The organism is Vreelandella gomseomensis, assembly GCF_031451645.1.
Classification (GTDB): Bacteria; Pseudomonadota; Gammaproteobacteria; order Pseudomonadales; family Halomonadaceae; genus Vreelandella; species Vreelandella gomseomensis.
This window is the reverse complement of sequence record NZ_JARWAI010000005.1, coordinates 87,810-104,666: the sequence shown is the minus strand read 5'-3', so window position 1 is coordinate 104,666 and position 16,857 is coordinate 87,810. Positions and strand designations below refer to the sequence as shown.

General features: G+C 59.6%; 16 protein-coding genes. 9 read left to right on the top strand and 7 right to left on the bottom strand.

Going from position 1 to position 16,857, the window contains the following annotated elements; translation table 11 throughout:
* Window positions 1-83: 83 nt before the first annotated feature.
* From metH to QC815_RS07900, 4 genes are all read left to right on the top strand, one after another.
* Complete coding sequence (gene metH, locus QC815_RS07915) at window positions 84-3,779, top strand: methionine synthase (protein ID WP_230448095.1); 3,696 nt, start codon at window positions 84-86, stop codon at window positions 3,777-3,779.
* 56 nt (window positions 3,780-3,835) lie between these two features.
* Window positions 3,836-5,104, top strand: a complete 1,269-nt coding sequence (locus tag QC815_RS07910; RefSeq protein WP_422828686.1) for an MATE family efflux transporter — start codon at window positions 3,836-3,838, stop codon at window positions 5,102-5,104.
* A 124-nt stretch (window positions 5,105-5,228) separates the two neighbouring features.
* Window positions 5,229-6,884, top strand: a complete 1,656-nt coding sequence (locus QC815_RS07905) for a nitrite/sulfite reductase (RefSeq protein ID WP_309767957.1) — start codon at window positions 5,229-5,231, stop codon at window positions 6,882-6,884.
* Window positions 6,874-7,416: a DUF934 domain-containing protein gene (locus tag QC815_RS07900; RefSeq protein WP_309767955.1), complete on the top strand. Its 543-nt coding sequence runs from the start codon at window positions 6,874-6,876 to the stop codon at window positions 7,414-7,416. The genes QC815_RS07905 and QC815_RS07900 overlap by 11 nt, the downstream gene beginning before the upstream one ends.
* A gap of 66 nt (window positions 7,417-7,482) precedes the next feature.
* Here the strand turns inward: QC815_RS07900 and smrA are convergent, their stop codons facing one another.
* Window positions 7,483-8,073: a DNA endonuclease SmrA gene (gene smrA / locus QC815_RS07895; protein ID WP_230448099.1), complete on the bottom strand. Its 591-nt coding sequence runs from the start codon at window positions 8,071-8,073 to the stop codon at window positions 7,483-7,485.
* Window positions 8,074-8,206: 133 nt separating this feature from the next.
* On the opposite strand from smrA, the gene QC815_RS07890 reads away from it, so the two are divergent.
* From QC815_RS07890 to pdxH, 4 genes are all read left to right on the top strand, one after another.
* The gene (locus QC815_RS07890) at window positions 8,207-8,677 is read left to right on the top strand and encodes a gamma-glutamylcyclotransferase family protein (protein WP_309767953.1); all 471 of its coding nucleotides are present in this window, start codon (window positions 8,207-8,209) and stop codon (window positions 8,675-8,677) included.
* Between the two features lie 38 nt (window positions 8,678-8,715).
* A complete protein-coding gene (gene wrbA / locus QC815_RS07885) occupies window positions 8,716-9,339 on the top strand; it encodes an NAD(P)H:quinone oxidoreductase (RefSeq protein WP_230448101.1) in 624 nt (207 codons plus the stop codon).
* Complete coding sequence (locus QC815_RS07880) at window positions 9,336-9,731, top strand: DUF2069 domain-containing protein (protein ID WP_230448102.1); 396 nt, start codon at window positions 9,336-9,338, stop codon at window positions 9,729-9,731. The genes wrbA and QC815_RS07880 overlap by 4 nt, the downstream gene beginning before the upstream one ends.
* A 219-nt stretch (window positions 9,732-9,950) precedes the next feature.
* Window positions 9,951-10,595, top strand: a complete 645-nt coding sequence (gene pdxH / locus QC815_RS07875) for a pyridoxamine 5'-phosphate oxidase (protein WP_230448103.1) — start codon at window positions 9,951-9,953, stop codon at window positions 10,593-10,595.
* A 65-nt stretch (window positions 10,596-10,660) separates the two neighbouring features.
* Here the strand turns inward: pdxH and QC815_RS07870 are convergent, their stop codons facing one another.
* A complete protein-coding gene (locus QC815_RS07870; RefSeq protein WP_230448104.1) occupies window positions 10,661-13,408 on the bottom strand; it encodes a bifunctional acetate--CoA ligase family protein/GNAT family N-acetyltransferase in 2,748 nt (915 codons plus the stop codon).
* Between the two features lie 104 nt (window positions 13,409-13,512).
* Between QC815_RS07870 and QC815_RS07865 the strand changes: the two genes are divergently transcribed.
* Window positions 13,513-14,454 (top strand): histone deacetylase family protein, encoded by a 942-nt coding sequence (locus QC815_RS07865; protein ID WP_230448105.1) that lies wholly within the window; start codon window positions 13,513-13,515, stop codon window positions 14,452-14,454.
* Between the two features lie 46 nt (window positions 14,455-14,500).
* Here QC815_RS07865 and QC815_RS07860 read toward each other — a convergent pair whose 3' ends face one another.
* The 5 genes from QC815_RS07860 to QC815_RS07840 all read right to left on the bottom strand — a co-directional run bounded on the left by QC815_RS07860 (window position 14,501) and on the right by QC815_RS07840 (window position 16,790).
* The gene (locus tag QC815_RS07860; protein ID WP_230448183.1) at window positions 14,501-14,827 is read right to left on the bottom strand and encodes a TusE/DsrC/DsvC family sulfur relay protein; all 327 of its coding nucleotides are present in this window, start codon (window positions 14,825-14,827) and stop codon (window positions 14,501-14,503) included.
* An 88-nt stretch (window positions 14,828-14,915) separates the two neighbouring features.
* Window positions 14,916-15,206, bottom strand: coding sequence for a sulfurtransferase complex subunit TusB (gene tusB / locus QC815_RS07855; protein ID WP_309767949.1), 291 nt, complete (start codon window positions 15,204-15,206; stop codon window positions 14,916-14,918).
* 8 nt (window positions 15,207-15,214) lie between these two features.
* Complete coding sequence (locus tag QC815_RS07850; protein WP_309767947.1) at window positions 15,215-15,580, bottom strand: DsrE family protein; 366 nt, start codon at window positions 15,578-15,580, stop codon at window positions 15,215-15,217.
* A gap of 8 nt (window positions 15,581-15,588) precedes the next feature.
* A complete protein-coding gene (gene tusD / locus QC815_RS07845) occupies window positions 15,589-15,981 on the bottom strand; it encodes a sulfurtransferase complex subunit TusD (RefSeq protein WP_230448108.1) in 393 nt (130 codons plus the stop codon).
* Between the two features lie 128 nt (window positions 15,982-16,109).
* Entirely contained in the window at window positions 16,110-16,790 is a 681-nt protein-coding gene (locus QC815_RS07840; protein ID WP_230448109.1) for a Bax inhibitor-1/YccA family protein, read from the bottom strand.
* Window positions 16,791-16,857 lie beyond the last annotated feature (67 nt).

The window sequence follows — 16,857 nt, the reverse complement described above, 5'->3', positions numbered from 1 at the left end:
TGCGCCGCTGACCCGTTGGGACTTGAAGTAACGACGATAACAACCCCCCTTTTTGACTGAAACGCTGGAGAGCTTCCCCCGCCATGGCTGCTAGTGATTTGATTGCGACCCTGACCCAACGCCTGACTCAACGCATCCATATTCTGGATGGCGGCATGGGAACCATGTTGCAGAATGCCGAGCTCAGCGAGGAAGAGTTTCGTGGCGAGCGTTTCAGCGACTGGCCGTCGGATCTGAAAGGCAATAACGACCTGTTGGCGCTGACCTGCCCCGAGATCGTCAGCCGTATCCACCGGGACTATCTCGAAGCCGGTGCCGACATTATCGAGACCAACACCTTCAACAGCACGCGTCTCTCCCAGGCCGACTACGGCATGGAAGCCATCGTGGTCGAGCTCAACCGCGAGTCGGCCCGGCTGGCCCGGGACGTCTGCGATGCTGTCGCCAAGGAAACCGGCGTGCCCCGCTACGTCGCCGGGGTGCTGGGCCCCACGTCGCGCACGGCGTCGCTGTCGCCGGACGTCAACGACCCCTCCAAGCGTAACGTCACCTTTGATGAGCTGCGCGACAATTACTACGAAGCGGCCCAGGCGTTGATCGATGGCGGTGCCGATCTCATCATGATCGAAACCATCTTCGACACCCTCAATGCCAAAGCGGCGATCTACGCACTTGAAGAGCTGTTCGAGGATCTCGGTCAGCGGCTACCGGTGATGATCTCCGGCACCATCACGGATGCCTCCGGCCGCACGCTGTCGGGGCAAACCACGGAAGCCTTCTGGAACTCCATTCGCCACGCCCAGCCGTTTTCCGTGGGGCTTAACTGCGCCCTCGGCGCTGAAGAACTGCGCCCGTATCTGGAAGAGCTTTCCACCAAGGCGGATGCGTTCGTATCGGCGCACCCCAACGCCGGTCTGCCCAACGAATTTGGCGAATACGACCAGACGCCCGAGGAAATGGCGGCGATTGTCGGCGAGTTCGCCCAAAGCGGCCTGGTCAACATCATTGGCGGCTGCTGCGGCTCGACGCCGGAACATATTCGCGCCGTGGCGGACGCCGTTCACGGCCTGGCGCCCCGCAGCGTGCCCGAGCGCGCCCGCGCCTGCCGCTTATCCGGGCTCGAACCGTTCAACATCGAAGCCGACTCGCTGTTCGTCAACGTCGGGGAGCGTACCAATGTGACCGGGTCGGCACGTTTCAAGCGACTGATCGTCGAAGAAGATTTCACCACCGCCCTGGAAGTCGCCCTGGAACAGGTGGAAAACGGCGCCCAGATCATCGACATCAACATGGACGAAGGCATGTTGGAGTCTCAGGAAGCCATGGTGCGCTTTCTGAATCTTATCGCCGGTGAGCCCGATATCGCCCGCGTACCGATCATGATCGATTCCTCCAAGTGGGAGATCATCGAGGCGGGCCTCAAGTGCGTTCAGGGCAAGGCCGTGGTCAACTCCATCTCGCTCAAGGAAGGCGAAGCGGCCTTCCGCGAGCAGGCTACCAAATGCCGCCGCTTTGGCGCCGCCATTGTGGTCATGGCGTTCGACGAGGAAGGCCAGGCCGACACCTTCGCGCGCAAGACCGAGATCTGCGAGCGCGCCTACCGCCTGCTGGTCGATGAAATCGGCTTTCCGGCGGAAGATATCATCTTCGACCCCAACATCTTTGCCATTGCCACGGGGATCGAAGAGCACAACAACTACGCCGTCGACTTTATTGAAGCATCACAGTGGATTCGCGAGCACCTGCCCCATGCCATGCTTTCCGGCGGCGTATCCAACGTGTCGTTTTCCTTCCGGGGTAACAACCCGGTTCGCGAGGCGATTCACTCGGTCTTCCTGTATCACGCGATTCGTGCCGGCCTGACCATGGGCATCGTCAATGCCGGCCAGCTGGCGGTCTACGACGACCTCCCTGCCGAGCTGCGCGAGGCCGTGGAAGACGTGGTGCTCAACCGCCGCGACGACAGTACCGAACGGCTGCTGGAGCTTGCCGACAAGTACAAGGGCGACGGCAGTGGCGCAGCAAAGAAGGAAGACCTGGAGTGGCGCAGCTGGCCGGTCAAAAAGCGTATCGAACACGCGCTGGTCAAGGGCATTACCGCCTACATCGAGGACGATACCGAACTGGCCCGCGCTGAAGCGGAACGCCCTATCGAAGTCATCGAAGGGCCGTTGATGGACGGCATGAACGTAGTGGGCGACCTGTTCGGGGCGGGCAAGATGTTCCTGCCCCAGGTGGTCAAGTCCGCCCGGGTCATGAAACAGGCGGTCGCCTACCTGATTCCCTATATCGAAGCGGAAAAGAGCGAAGATACCCAGGCCAAGGGCAAGATCGTCATGGCGACGGTGAAGGGCGACGTGCACGATATCGGCAAGAATATTGTCGGCGTGGTTCTGCAGTGCAACAACTACGAGGTCATCGACCTTGGGGTCATGGTGCCCACCGACAAGATCCTTCAGGCCGCCCGGGATCACAACGCGGACATCATCGGACTGTCCGGCCTGATTACGCCGTCGCTGGATGAAATGGTTCACGTCGCCAAGGAAATGAAGCGCCAGGGTATGGAGCTGCCCTTGCTGATTGGCGGTGCGACCACGTCGAAAGCGCACACGGCGGTCAAGATCGAGCCGCAATACGACCACCCTGTTATTTATGTTACCGATGCTTCCCGGGCCGTTGGGGTCGCGGGCCGGCTGCTGACGCCGGCGCTCAAGACGCCTTACGTCGCCGAGATTCGCGAAGAGTACGAGAAGGTTCGCGAGCGCAACGCCAAGCGACGCCCCAAAGCTGCCGACCTGGACTATACCCAGGCGCGCAAACGGCGCTTCCGCACGGACTGGGCCAGCTATACGCCGGCCAAGCCTCACCAACTGGGGCTCACGACCTTCGACAACTACGACCTCGACGAGCTGGTCGAGCGCATCGACTGGACGCCGTTTTTCATGAGCTGGCAGCTGGCGGGCAAATACCCCAAGATTCTTGACGATCACGTGGTCGGCGAAGCAGCCCGCAACCTGTTTGAAGATGCTAAGCAGATGCTTGGCAAGCTGGTCGATGAAAAGCGCATTCAGGCCCGTGGCGTGATCGGCCTGTGGCCCGCCAATACCGTCGATGATGACGTCATTGAAGTATACGCCGACGAGTCGCGCAGCGAAGTGGTCGAACGGCTGCACCATATTCGCCAGCAGACCACCAAGGGACGCGATGGCATCTGCTACAGTCTGGCGGACTTCATTGCCCCCAAGGACAGCGGCAAAGCCGACTGGATTGGCGGCTTTGCGGTGACCACCGGGCACGGCGTCGACCAGCTGACCAAGGCCTATGAAGCCGCCGGCGATGACTATAACGCCATCATGGTTCAGGCGCTGACGGATCGCCTGGCTGAAGCCTTCGCCGAGCGCATGCACGAACGTGTGCGCAAGGAATTCTGGGGCTATGTACCCCAGGAATCCCTCGACAACGAGGCGCTGATCGCCGAAAAATACCAGGGCATCCGCCCGGCGCCGGGCTACCCGGCGTGCCCCGACCACACCGAGAAAACCACCCTGTTCCGGATGCTCGATGCCACCGCTAACACCGGGCTTGCGCTGACCGAGAACTTTGCCATGTGGCCGGCCGCTGCGGTATCGGGTTGGTATTTTTCGCACCCCCAATCCAAGTATTTCTCAACCGGCAAGATCACCCAGGACCAGGTCAAGGTATTGGCAGAGCGCAAACAGATGCCGCTTGAAGAAATGGAACGCTGGCTGTCTCCGGTGCTGTCTTACGACCCGAGCTAACGGTGTCGTACGTCGCCCGCCGCCACGGTAAAGTGGTTCGTCTGGCCTGGCCCATCATGCTGGGCATGCTGTCGCAGAGCATGCTCAACCTGGTCGATGCGGCAATGGTCGGCCGCCTGGGTGAGACCGCCTTGGCGGGCGTCGGACTTGGCGGCTACGCCATGTTCATGATGACGGCATTGGTGTTCGGTCTTTCTTCCAGCGTTCAGTCGCAAACCGCGCAACGCCAGGGGGCCAGCGCTTCCCTCACCTCCCCGCTTTATGCCGGGCTATGGCTCGGTTTGCTAAGCGGGATGCTGGTGACCTTGCTGGCTTGGTGGCAGGCGCCCTGGCTTATGCAGTGGCTATCGCCGGCGCCGGACGTGCATGACGTGGCCATCGACTACTTTCGCTGGCGCGTGCTTGCGCTGACGGCCATCGCCCTTACCCTGTGTTTCAGAGGGTATTGGAACGGCCGTCAGCATACCCAACTGTATTTGCGTATTATCGTCGCCGTGCATCTGCTCAACGTACTACTCAGCGCCGGCTTGATTTTTGGCCTCGCAGGGCTTCCTCGATTGGGCGCTACGGGCGCGGGAGTAGGCACCACGCTGTCGATCATGGTCGGGCTTCTGCTTTGGGTATGGGTGACCCTGCGCCGTGACGCTTATGCGCGGTGGCGTCAATTACGCCCCGACAGTCAGATACTACGCGCCACCGCCCGGCTAGCGCTGCCGCATTCGGCCCAGCAGCTCTGGTTCGCGGCCGGCTACGCGGTGCTGTTCTGGCTGTTGAGCCAGCTCGGCACGGCAAGCGTTGCCGTGGGGCACGTCTTGATCAACCTGTCGTTATTATTGATCCTTCCTGGCGTTGGCGTCGGGGTGGCGGCCATGAGCCTGGTCGGCGAAGCGCTTGGCCGAGACGCCGAACAAGAAGCCCACCGCTGGGGAATGGACGCGCTGTGGGTGGCGTGGCTACTGCTCGCCGTGTTGGCGCTGCCGATGCTGTGGGTGCCTGAATGGGTGCTGGCGCTGTTTTTCAGCAGCCCTGAACTGATTGACCTGGGGACGCTGCCGCTGCAGTTGACCGGCCTGATGATGATAATCGACGCGGCGGCGCTGGTGCTGGCCCAAGCGCTGATGGGTGCGGGTGCTCAACGCACCGTGATGATCGTCACGCTTGGCATGCAGTGGCTGGTCTTTTTACCGCTGGCATGGTGGGTCGGGTTGAAGCTTGGCCATGGCCTGCTCGGCATTTGGCTGATGCAGCTGCTTTACCGGCTCATCAATTCAACTGGTTTTTTGTGGATATGGCAACGCCGCCAATGGGCGTCGTCGCCGGCTTAAATGCTATTTTGAGATAAAAAGATAATTATATATTCTTTTGTAGAATATGACGCCCGCGTTAAGGTGGCGACACTGATTCGTCCCGTTGCAACGTGACAACTTCGCTTTAGCAGGACCGTGCCCCATGTACCGTTATGATATTCACGACCAAACGCTGGTAGATGAGCGTGTCGCTCAGTTCCGCGATCAGATGGATCGTTACCGCGCCGGGCGTTTGGGAGAGGAAGAATTTCGTCCACTGCGTCTGCAGAATGGACTCTATATCCAACGACATGCGCCGATGCTGCGCATCGCGATTCCCTATGGCATGCTCGCCGGCTATCAGCTGCGCGCACTGGGCGACATCACCCGCCGCTATGATCGCGGCTATGGTCACTTCACGACGCGCCAGAATCTGCAGCTTAACTGGCCGGCGATCGAAGACGTGCCGGACATCCTGGCAGACCTTGCCAAGGTGGAGATGCATGCCATCCAGACCAGCGGTAACTGCATCCGCAACACGACCAGTGACCAGTTTGCCGGTATCGCCAACGACGAAGTCGAAGACCCGCGCCCCTGGTGCGAGCTGATTCGTCAATGGTCGACCCTGCACCCGGAGTTTGCTTACCTGCCGCGCAAGTTCAAGATTGCCGTGAGCGGCGCCGCGCAGGATCGTGCGGCCATTCAGGTTCACGATATCGGCCTGCGGCTGTGGTACAACGACGCAGGCGAATTGCGCGTCAGGGTACTCGCCGGTGGTGGCCTGGGCCGCACGCCGATGATCGGCGATGTGGTTCGCGACGACCTGCCCTGGCAGCACCTGCTGACCTACCTGGAAGCCTGTGTGCGGGTGTACAACCAGTTTGGCCGCCGTGACAACAAGTTCAAGGCGCGGATCAAGATCCTGGTCAAGGCGCTGGGTATCGAAGAATATCGCCGCCGCGTCGAGGAAGAGTGGGCGCACTTGAAAGACGGCCCGCAAACGCTCAATCAGGCCGCCGTGGATGCGGCGAAAGCCCACTTCCTCGAGCCTGAGCGTCGCGAGGTGGGCGAAGCTGCCGTGGCGGCGTTCGAGCGCCTACGCCAGGATGATCGTGGCTTCGCGCGTTTCGTGACCAATAACGTCACCGACCACAAGGTGTACGGCTACAAGGCCGTGACGCTGTCGCTGAAACGCCGCGAACACGCCCCGGGGGATGTCACGGCCGACCAGATGGATGCGATTGCCGACCTCGCCGACCGCTACAGCTTTGGCGAAGTCCGCGTGACCCACGAACAGAACCTGGTTCTTTCGGACGTACCGGTGGATGAACTCAAAGCGCTCTGGAAGGAGCTAGACGCCCTGGGGATGGCCAATCCGACGGTGGGCACGCTCAACGATATTATCTGCTGCCCCGGCGGCGACTACTGCAGTCTGGCCAATGCCGTGTCGATCCCCATCGCTCAGGCTCTGCAGGAACGTTTTGAAGACCTCGACTTCCTCTACGACCTGGGGCCTGTGGATCTCAATATTTCCGGCTGCATGAATGCCTGTGGCCACCACCACGTGGGCCATATCGGCATCCTGGGCGTCGACAAGAAGGGCGAGGAGTACTACCAGGTATCGATTGGCGGCAACGCCACCGACGACGCCTCATTGGGTAAAATCCTTGGCCCGTCGTTCTTCCGTGAAGACGTCCCCGGTGTGGTCGAGAAAGTCCTCCAGGTATATGTATCACAGCGTCACGAAGACGAGCGCTTCCTGGATACCTATCGCCGCATTGGCCTGAAACCCTTTAAGGAGCACGTTTATGCCAAGTAATGCCACGGCGGGCGATGCGCCATCAATGGCTCCGGTGCACGTCGACCATCTGATCGCCGACGGTGAACTGGCGGCGGAAAACGCCTGGTGCGTGTCCTACGATGCAGAGGCGCTCCCCGAGCAGCGCCCGGCGTTTGTCCCCCTGGCGCTCTGGGAGGCCAATCAGGAGGATACCGAGCTGGCACCGCTGCTGCCCAGCGACTGCGAATTGACCGCCGAACTGGTCAAGAGCATCAGCGCGGCCCCGGCGATCGCGATTGATTTTCCGGCGTTCACCGACGGCCGTGGCTACTCCATCGCGCGCCTGCTGCGCGAGCGGTTTGGCTATCGCGGTGAAATCCGCGCGGTGGGTGATGTGCTGGTCGACCAGTTGAATTACATGCAGCGCTGCGGTTTCAATGCCATGGCCCTGCGCGACGACCAGCACCCTGACGATGCCCTGCGCGCACTTAATGCCTTCAGCGTGCGCTATCAGCCTGATGTCGAAGAGCGCCAGGCGCTGTTTGAAAAGCGCCTGAACGCCGACAGCTAAGCAGCGCAACCGTGGTCATTCCCCCCAAAAAGGGCCGCCTAAATGGCGGCCCTTTTGCGTCAGCGGTCAGCCCCGACGTTTCTGCTGGCGTTCGCGGTTATTGGCTTTGGCTCGGTCGCTCTTGCGCAACATGACCCAAGTCGCGCCCAGCCCGCCGTCAGAGGGCTGGGCGGAAATGTAGGCCTGCACCTCATCAAACTGAAGGAGCCATTTGGCAACGTAGGAGCGCAGCACATTGGGCGGGCTGTCGATATCACGCCCGCGCCCGTGAACGATGAGTACCGAACGCAAGTCGTTGGCGTAAGCATCCTGAATGAAAGGGAAAATCAGCCCTCGGCATTCTGCAAGGGGACGCCGCAGCAGATGCAGCTGAGCCTGAACCGGGTAGCCGCCGTGCTTTAATTTATCGACCACCCCCTGTTGAATGCCTTCGCGGCGAAATTCGATGGGATCGAAGGCCGGCACGAGATCGACAAAATCATCGGACAGAAAATTACGCTCTTCAACTGCCGATTCGGCGCGCTCGCGTCTGGCCAGTTGCGCCTCGGAGGGTTGCTGGCGCCGGGGGCCTGTATCCGCACGATTATGCCGGGGGAGCGGCTTAACGTCGCCGACGAGCGCGCTAAAATCCATCTCATCACGAAGTTGCTGATTCATGGCAGGCTCTCCGATTGGATAGGCAATACATCGTAACAAACCCATATCGATTGCTTAAGCATATTGTTACGCTTGTCTTCCACGCAATGTCACGCCACGCTAGTCGCCTTACGAGTCGCATAAGGACATCACCATGGCTTGGGCCAAACGCCTGTTAGCACTTTGTGCAATACTGCTGCTGGGACTCGCGGGCTGGCTGTGGCTGACCATGCTCAGCCCCTGGTTTTATGAGCGACCCGACGAGCTTGCCGATATCGAGCAGCGCGAACACCAAGTGTTTGTCTATGGCACGCTGCGTTATGCGCCGGTTCGTTGGGTGGTGATGGGCAGCTCGGGCGACCCCCAGTCGGCCACGCTTGAAGACCATCAGCGCAACGGGCTCGATTTATCGCCTTCGCCTGGCAGCCAGGTGGAAGGCCTTCGCCTGAGCGTCACCGCCGACCAGCTCGCCCGCCTCGACCGTTACGAGCGCCTGGGTATTCGCTACGAGCGCGTCGAAAAGCAACTGGCTGACGGCAGCCGCGCCTGGGTATATCAGCGGTTGCCTAATGCACAAGGCCTGCGCGTGCCATTACCGGCTGCCTACGTTGCTCTGGTACCCTAAGGCCATCTCTCGTTTGGCGTTACTATTTTGGAGCTACTATGTCCGGTTCATTACCTTATGTGTTGATACTCTATTATTCGCGCTCGGGTGCCACCGCCACCATGGCGCAGCAGATGGCCGCGGGTGTCGAACAGGTAGCCGGCATGGAAGCTCGCCTGCGTACCGTTCCATCGGTGTCGCCCACCAGCGAGGCGACAACGCCCGAGATTCCCGACGAGGGGGCGATTTACGCCGAGCTTGACGACCTGCGTCACTGCAGCGGCCTTGCGCTGGGCAGCCCCACTCGGTTTGGCAACATGGCCGCGCCGCTGAAGTATTTTCTCGACACCACCAGCAGCCTCTGGGTCAACGGCGCCCTGATCGACAAACCAGCGAGCGCCTTCACCTCCAGCTCCAGCCTGCACGGCGGTCAGGAAAGCACGCTGCTGACCATGCTGGTCCCCCTGCTCCACCATGGCATGGTGTATGCAGGTGTTCCCTACAGCGCGACGGAACTGCTTGCCACGCAAAGCGGCGGCACGCCCTACGGCTCAAGTCACCTTGCCGGGCCGCGCAGCGACCGCTCGGTGGATGAACACGAACGTGCCCTGTGCGTTGCCCAGGGCAAACGACTGGCCAAGCTCGCGTTGGCCATGCAGAAGATGCGCGAGGAGGCGTCATGAGGCAGTGGCTGGAGCGCTTTGAGCAACGCCACGGTATCGACCTGCTGACGCTGAGGGCCAGGCAATGGGTGCTGACTAGTTTTGGCCTGTTGCTGGTGATGATGTTGCTTCGCGGATTCATGGTGCAGGGCGACGTCTTCAACTGGCGGCCGATGATTGCGTTTGTGCTGCCGCTGGTGCTGTTTCTACCGTCCATTCTTGGCAAACGCCCGCGCGGGCATGCATGGCTGGCCTTTGTCAGCCTGTTGTATTTTAGCCAGGGCGTGATGGTGGCCACGCTGCCCACACAGGTCATGCGCGGGGTTGCCGAAGCGCTGCTGTCGCTTGCCTTGTTTACTGGCTGCATGGCGTACGCGCGATTTCGCAGTCGCCAGCTTCGCGCGCCGCAGTGATGTGTATCAACCAGCGCCGAGAAATAGCCACAACAAACACCAGGATCGACAGCGCGACCCACTGATTTCCATTATGATGAGAGGTAGGCACTGGCATAACGTTTTGGTTGGCTGGGTGTATAACGCATTGAAACGTTATGTTTTATTGCAATGCTTGCTACTTGAGCTTTGTCAGCACACCCGCCACCATGGTAAAAATTCTTGACGGAGAGCCTAGCAATGGCACGCGACATAGCGGATATCAGGCGTGATTATGAAGGAGGTCGGCTCGACGAGTCCCAGGCCCCTGATGATCCATTAGACCTGTTTGATGAGTGGTTCACCCTGGCACTCGAGCAGGAAGGCAAAGACGGCAACGCCATGACGCTGGCGACGGTGGATAGCCAAGGCCGTCCCCATGCGCGTGTGGTCTTGCTGAAAGGGTTCGACGAGCACGGCATGGTCTTTTTCACCAACTACCATAGCCACAAGGGCAGCGAGCTCAGCAACGTACCCTATGCAGCCCTCACCTTCTGGTGGCCTTCCATCTCCAGGCAGGTACGCATCGAAGGGTCGGTGGAACAAGTCGCTGGAGAAGAGTCCGATGACTATTTCGCCAGCCGCCCCCGGGGTAGTCAGCTGGGCGCCTGGATTGCCACCCAAAGCGTGGTAATACCCAACCGCAACTGGATCGAAGAGCGTCAGAAACGCTTCGAGCAGGCCTACGAGGGGCAGGATATCCCACGCCCTATTCATTGGGGCGGCTACCGCGTCTCGCCTGACATGATCGAATTCTGGCAGGGCCAGCCCAGCCGCCTCCACGACCGCATCCGCTACGAACGTCGCGACGGCGGTGAATGGAGTTCTTTCCGCCTGGCTCCCTGACGCGCTGCCCGCCGCTTGTGCTTCATTGCTGGTTCTATCAATGGCCAGCGGCGGGCAAAACGGCTTCAGTCAGGCAGGCTTTCCAGGCGATGGCGTTGCCATTCGCTCTCGGGCTCGTTGAGCCGCATGATGGCATCGATCACCTGTTCTTCCATGTTATAGCGGCAGGTGAAGCCCAGGTGCTTCATCAATGCCCGCATGGGGTGATTGTCCGCCATGATCTTGCCCACCATTTCCAGCGTACCGATGCTGGTGCAGTAGTCGATCATTTTCTTCATCAATAGACTGCCGATCCCCAACCCCTGAAGGTCGTCGCGGATGATCACCGAAAACTCCGTGCGGATGTTATCCGGATCGTTCCACACCCGCACCACGCCCAGCATCTCCTTACTGCCATCGTCGCGCTGGTGTTCTGCAATGAAGGCCATCTGGCGGTCGTAATTGATATGCGACAGCACCGATAGATCGCGCTGGGTTAGATTCGACTTGTTATGAAAATAGCGAAAACGGATGCTTTCTTCAGACAGCTGGCGGTGGAAATTGGTGATCAACGGCGCGTCCTCGGCGCGGATGGGACGTACCTCCACCTGCCAGCCGTTCTTCAGCGTGACCCATTCGCGCAGCTCTTCCGGATAGGGCATGATGGCAAACCGCGCCGGCGGCCCCAAGTCCATGGCGAAGTCGACCGCGACGATGCCGTCCCGGTTGAGCAGCAAGGGGTTGAGCTCCAGCCCGCGCAGCTCGCCAAGGTCCGAGGCCATTTGCGAGAGTTTCACCAGCAGTTGGCATAAATGTTGGGTATCACGGTCAGGGTCTGACGAATGCTCGCGTATCAATGAAGCTGCATGGGTGCGATTGACCACGTCGGCGGCCAGTCCCATGTTGAGCGGTGGTAATGCCACCTGCCGGTCAGCAAGAATGTTAACCTTGTAACCCCCGATACCAAACACGATCAGCGGCCCGAATACCGGATCCCTCGTGATGCCCGCGCATACCTGCATGGAATGCTTGCCGCGCTGCATGGGCTGCAAGCAATACTCATGAATGGCATTTTCAGGGAATTTTTCGTTGACTTTTTCGCCCAGCCGGCGTACTCCATCTGCCACCTGCTCGGGGGTTTCCAGATCCTGGAGCAGCCCTGCCGATATTTTATGCGGGTGCTTGCGATAGCGATAAGGCCGACAATTTCCTTCGTGAACGACCTTCAACGCTTTGGGGCCTTCAATCCGAGTGGCCGCCTCCAGCGCCTGTTCGGGACGGGTAAGGTAAATGCTCGTGGCGGCTGGAATGCCGTAGGCCTCGAGCACCTGGGCGGTTTCCGAGTGGCTTAACGTCTGCCGCCCCTCGGCCTTGGCGTCACTGATGAGCGTACGGCATTGAGCGCGGATTGTGGCGCTGGTGGTAAATGGCAGGCTGGGGGGCGTTTCCTGGAGCAATTGCTGCACGCGCTGGTAATCCACCATGTGCATGAAGGCTTTGACCGCCTTTTCGGGCGAAATATAGGTAGGAATGCCCGCCAGGTTGCATTCGTGGCGGGCATTCAACGCCTCCTTCAATCCCATCCAACTGGTCAACAGGTTACGCCGGAACGACTTGCGGTTGGCTATCAGCGCCTGGGCGGTCACCAGCGAAGGGGCGAGTCGCGTCGGCGCATGCACCACCAGAACCGCATCCACATTGGTGTCGGCGGCCACGATTCGCAGCGCTTCGACAAATCGCTCAGGGGTGGCATTGCCGCCGAGATCAACGGGATTTTCCCCCGGTTTGCTGACCTCGATCTCGCTCTTGCGCAGTGCCTGCTGAGTATCGTCGCTGAACTCCGCCAGTTTGCCCCCGGCGCTGATCAGTTTGTCGATCGCCAGCATGGCTGGGCCTAAACCGTTGGACACCACCGCCAGCCGATCGCCGCGCAGCGGTTTCATGCGCGACAGCGTTTCCAGGGCGTCGAGCAGCTCGTCGGAGTCGTCGACGCGCACCACGCCAGCGCGGGAGAAGGCCGCATCAAACACCACGTCGCGATTGGCGATGCCGGGGGTCGGTGCCATCCCGGAGATGTCCGAGGCAAAGGTACGCCCGCTTTTAATGGCCAGCACGAGCCGATTTCGGGAAGCGTCTCGCACCGCTGTCATGAAATGCTGCGCGTCGGATATTCGCTCAAGGTGGAGCAGTATTGCCTGGGCCGGCGAAAATTGGTTCACGTAATCGATCATATCCGGCAGCAGGACATCAACGCTGTTGCCCACGGTAATCAGGTGGGAAAACCCCACATCGCGCCCGGCGGCCCAATCGATCATGGCATTGGCGAGCATGCCCGACTGCCCTAGATACGCCACCCGTCCTGCCTTGACCGGCTGGCTGGCATAGGAGGCGTTGAGTTTCTTGGCGGGCACGATCAAGCCCATGCATTCAGGGCCCAGCACCCGGATGCCGGATTCGCGGGCCGCGCTCAGCATGCGCTCGCGGATCGATCCCTTGTTGCCCTTGTCGCGATCCAGGTAGGCACCGCCGGACAGTACCAGCGCCGCTTTCACACCAAACTTGCCAAGCTGTTGAATCAACTTGGGCACGCCCTCGATGGGCGAACAGATGATGGCAAGGTCGGGAATCTCGGGAAGGTCGTCGACGCGTTTGACACAGGGGTCACCAAATACCTGATCATAGCCTTTCAGGTTGACCGCCCAACGCTGTCCCTTGAAGCCACCTTCATGGATGTTGCGCAGCACCAGGCCGCCTAGCGAGGCCGGATTCTCCGACGCGCCGATAACGGCCAGCGAGCGGGGTTCAAAAAAATGGTGCAAGAAACGTGTGCTCACGTTTGCCTCTCCTTGAGCGGTGCCGCGCGATGTAAGACTTATGGACACTGTCGCGCATCAGCGTGTCGCGATTAAGGTGATGCTACCCATCCTGGAGCGCTTGAATGATCACTGCCTACCTTACCCATCCAGACTGCTTATTACATCACATGGGACCGGATCACCCCGAAAACCCTCAGCGACTGGAGGCCATTCGCGCGCGTCTGTCGTTGTCAGGCCTATTACAGCAAACCATGCAGGCCGATGCCAAGGAAGCGGATGAGGCCTCGCTTGGCCGGGTTCACGCCAAGCGGCATCTCAACGCCCTGACTAAATGCCTGCCTGACGAAGGGATTGTGCCGCTGGATAACGACACCTTCATGAATCCTGACAGCCTGAAGGCCGCACGGCTAGCCGCCGGTGCGGTTATCAAAGGCATTGATCAGGTATTCAAGCGCCAGGCGGACAACGTATTCTGCGCGATTCGGCCACCCGGACATCATGCTGAAGCGGCTGAAGCCATGGGGTTTTGCTTCTACAACAACATTGCCGTGGGGGCGGCTTACGCCAAGGAGCGCTACGGTGCCCAGCGGATTGCCGTGCTGGATTTTGACGTACACCAGTGCAATGGCACCATCGATATCTTCAAGAATGACCCCAGCGTGCTGATATGCACAAGCTTCCAATACCCGTTCTATCCGTGGCGGTATTTGCGCAGCGAATGGCAGAACGTGGTCAACACGCCGCTGGAAGTCGGCACTGAGGGGCCCGAATTCCGCCGCCTGATCGAAAATCAATGGCTGCCGGCGCTGCACCGCTTCAAGCCTGACCTGGTGCTGATATCCGCGGGCTTTGACGCTCACCGCGACGACCCCATGGGCGATATCTGCCTGACCGACGAGGATTTTTACTGGATCACCCACATGGCAATGGAAATTGCCACGCTCTACGCCGATAACCGGCTGGTATCGTCACTTGAGGGCGGCTACAACCCTACCTCGCTGGCCAGTGGCGTAGAGGCCCATCTGAAAGCACTGCTTGGCCTACCTTATGCGGTGGCATCATAACCCGGGTACAGCATATGGTGCCAAACCACAGCGATGCCTGGCGCCGTCAAAGGCAGTTGGTCGGTTTGGGCAGGCCGGCAACTCGGGCCACGACTTTGGCAGTACTGCCTGGAAATAGCTGCATCAAATAAATCGAGCGCCCTTTTTCACTGCCCAGCGCCTGCTGTGTGGCTTTGACGAGGGGGCGCATGGCGGGCGCCATTTCGTAGCGTGCGTAAAAGTCTCGCACCAGGCGGATGATTTCCCAGTGGTCGGGCGTCAGCTCGACCCCTTCATCATCGGCGAGCTGTTCGGCAACGGCTTCAGACCAGTCATTCAGGTCGGCAAGATACCCTTCCGGATCAAGTGGTACCTGTACGTCGGCGTTTTCCATCGGTGTATTCACGGGTTAGCCCTTTCTTTCATGACGATAGGTTCATGTCGATCGGTACACCAAGGTCTTTTTGACTGGCACAGGTGGCTCAATACCAGGTGACCGACTGTTCATGCTGCTCGGTCAAGGCGACAAACCCGTCCATGTTGACGGTCGCCAATTGATGCTTCTTGGCAATGTTCCCAAGGCCTCGGGCCACCAGATCTTCCTCAAGCAACCATACCGTATACGCAGGTTGTGTCCAGCAGTTCAACTGGGGGTCGAGTGCGGCGGTGACGGCTGCTTCGATCAGCAGCAGGGTATCGCCTGCATTGAGAGCCTGTTCGACCTGCCGGGCGGGGTCGCTGTTGGGCGCAGTTGTCAGAATATGCAGGGTCATGAGGCTCTCTAGAAGTTGAGTATCGGACGGTTCTGGCTGAACAGCGCATTAACCTGGGCGTCGGTCAGCGTTGAGACGCCATCCACCAGCGATTCCAGCCCGATGTTCAGCTCGTCGAGCGTTCGCTCGGGGACATTCAATTGATCGATATCGTACATCTCAAGCATGTCGATTGTCGGCAGACTGGCTTTTTGCCCCGGCGCGCCGGCCTGCTGTGCCTTGCACAGCGCCAGTGCGCCCTCGCCCATGAACAAAAGCCTGACGGATTGCCCGAAGGCGGCGGCCACCAGGGCGGCGTCCAGGCCTTCGCGGAGCCAGCTGGCGTTATGCGGCGCGTGGCGGATGATTACCAGAAAATCTTCGGATGCGTGCATGGGCGGCCTCAACTGGCAAAGGTAATCAAGCGGTCACAGCGCTGCTGTAGCGTTAACAGCTGCCCTAATCCGGTTAGCTCAAACGGCGCTTCCAGATTATAGGCGCTGTGCCCGTGACGCGCTGCTTCGGCCTCGCTGACGATACCACGCCGCAACGCGGCGGCAATACATACATCCAGCGGTACGCCGTGGCGTTCGTTAAGCGCCTTCCAGGCTTTGCGCAGGTTGAGCTCGTCCTGCGGCGGGGTCATAAGCGACGATGCGTTATGCACGCCGTCATGATAAAAGAAAACGCCTGTCAGTCGATGCCCTCTTGCCAGCACTGCCTCGGCAAACCGCAACGCCGAATGAGGTGCCGGGTCGCTATAGGGGGCGCCCATTACTAATAGTCCATAGTCCATCTTGCTCACCTATCGCTGATCAGTGGTTACCTGCCTGGTGACCCTGCCCTGACGCCCAGAATAAAAAAAGCAGACCCTAAATGAATAGGGTCTGCCGCGATATTACGTTTTGTCAGCACATCAAGCCATTAGTCGCTGCTCATGAACCCGAGCAGCGATAGCAAGCTGATGAACAGGTTATAGATGGACACAAACAATGTGATGGTGGCCAAGATATAGTTGGTCTCACCCTGGCGGTGAATGATTTCGCTGGTTTGATAAAGAATCGCCGCAGACGAAAACAGTACAAAGCCAGCTGACACCATCAGCGACAGCGCGGGGATATTAAAGATCAACCCTGCGACCATCGCGAGCACCAGCACAATCGCACCGGCCACCATGAAGTTGGCCAGGAAGCCAAAATCTTTCTTGGTTATCAAGGCAACAGCAGAAAGGCCGATGAAGGTGACGCCGGTCATTGCCAGGGCATTCATGATCAACGCGCCGCCGTTGGGCAACGCCAGGTAGGCAGAAAGTATCGGCCCCAGCGTGAAGCCCATAAAGCCTGTGAAGGCAAAAGTGGCCAGCAGACCCATCGCTGAATTGGCGGTTTTATGGACCAGGAACATCAACCCATAGGCACCAATGAAGAACACGAAGATGTTCATTTGCTGAACGCCCATCGCGACGGCGGCCCCTGCAGCGGCTGCAGAGAACAGTAGCGTCATCGCCAGCAACGCGTAGGTGTTACGCAGCACTTTGTTGGTGCTAACCGAATTGGCTACACCGCCAGAGGCTGATTGCGCAATATGTGAGTCGTTGTAACTCATGTGTTCATGCTCCGTAATGATCTGTCGAACAGTGGACAAGCATGCCGTTAGCGAGTTCCAGACGCAA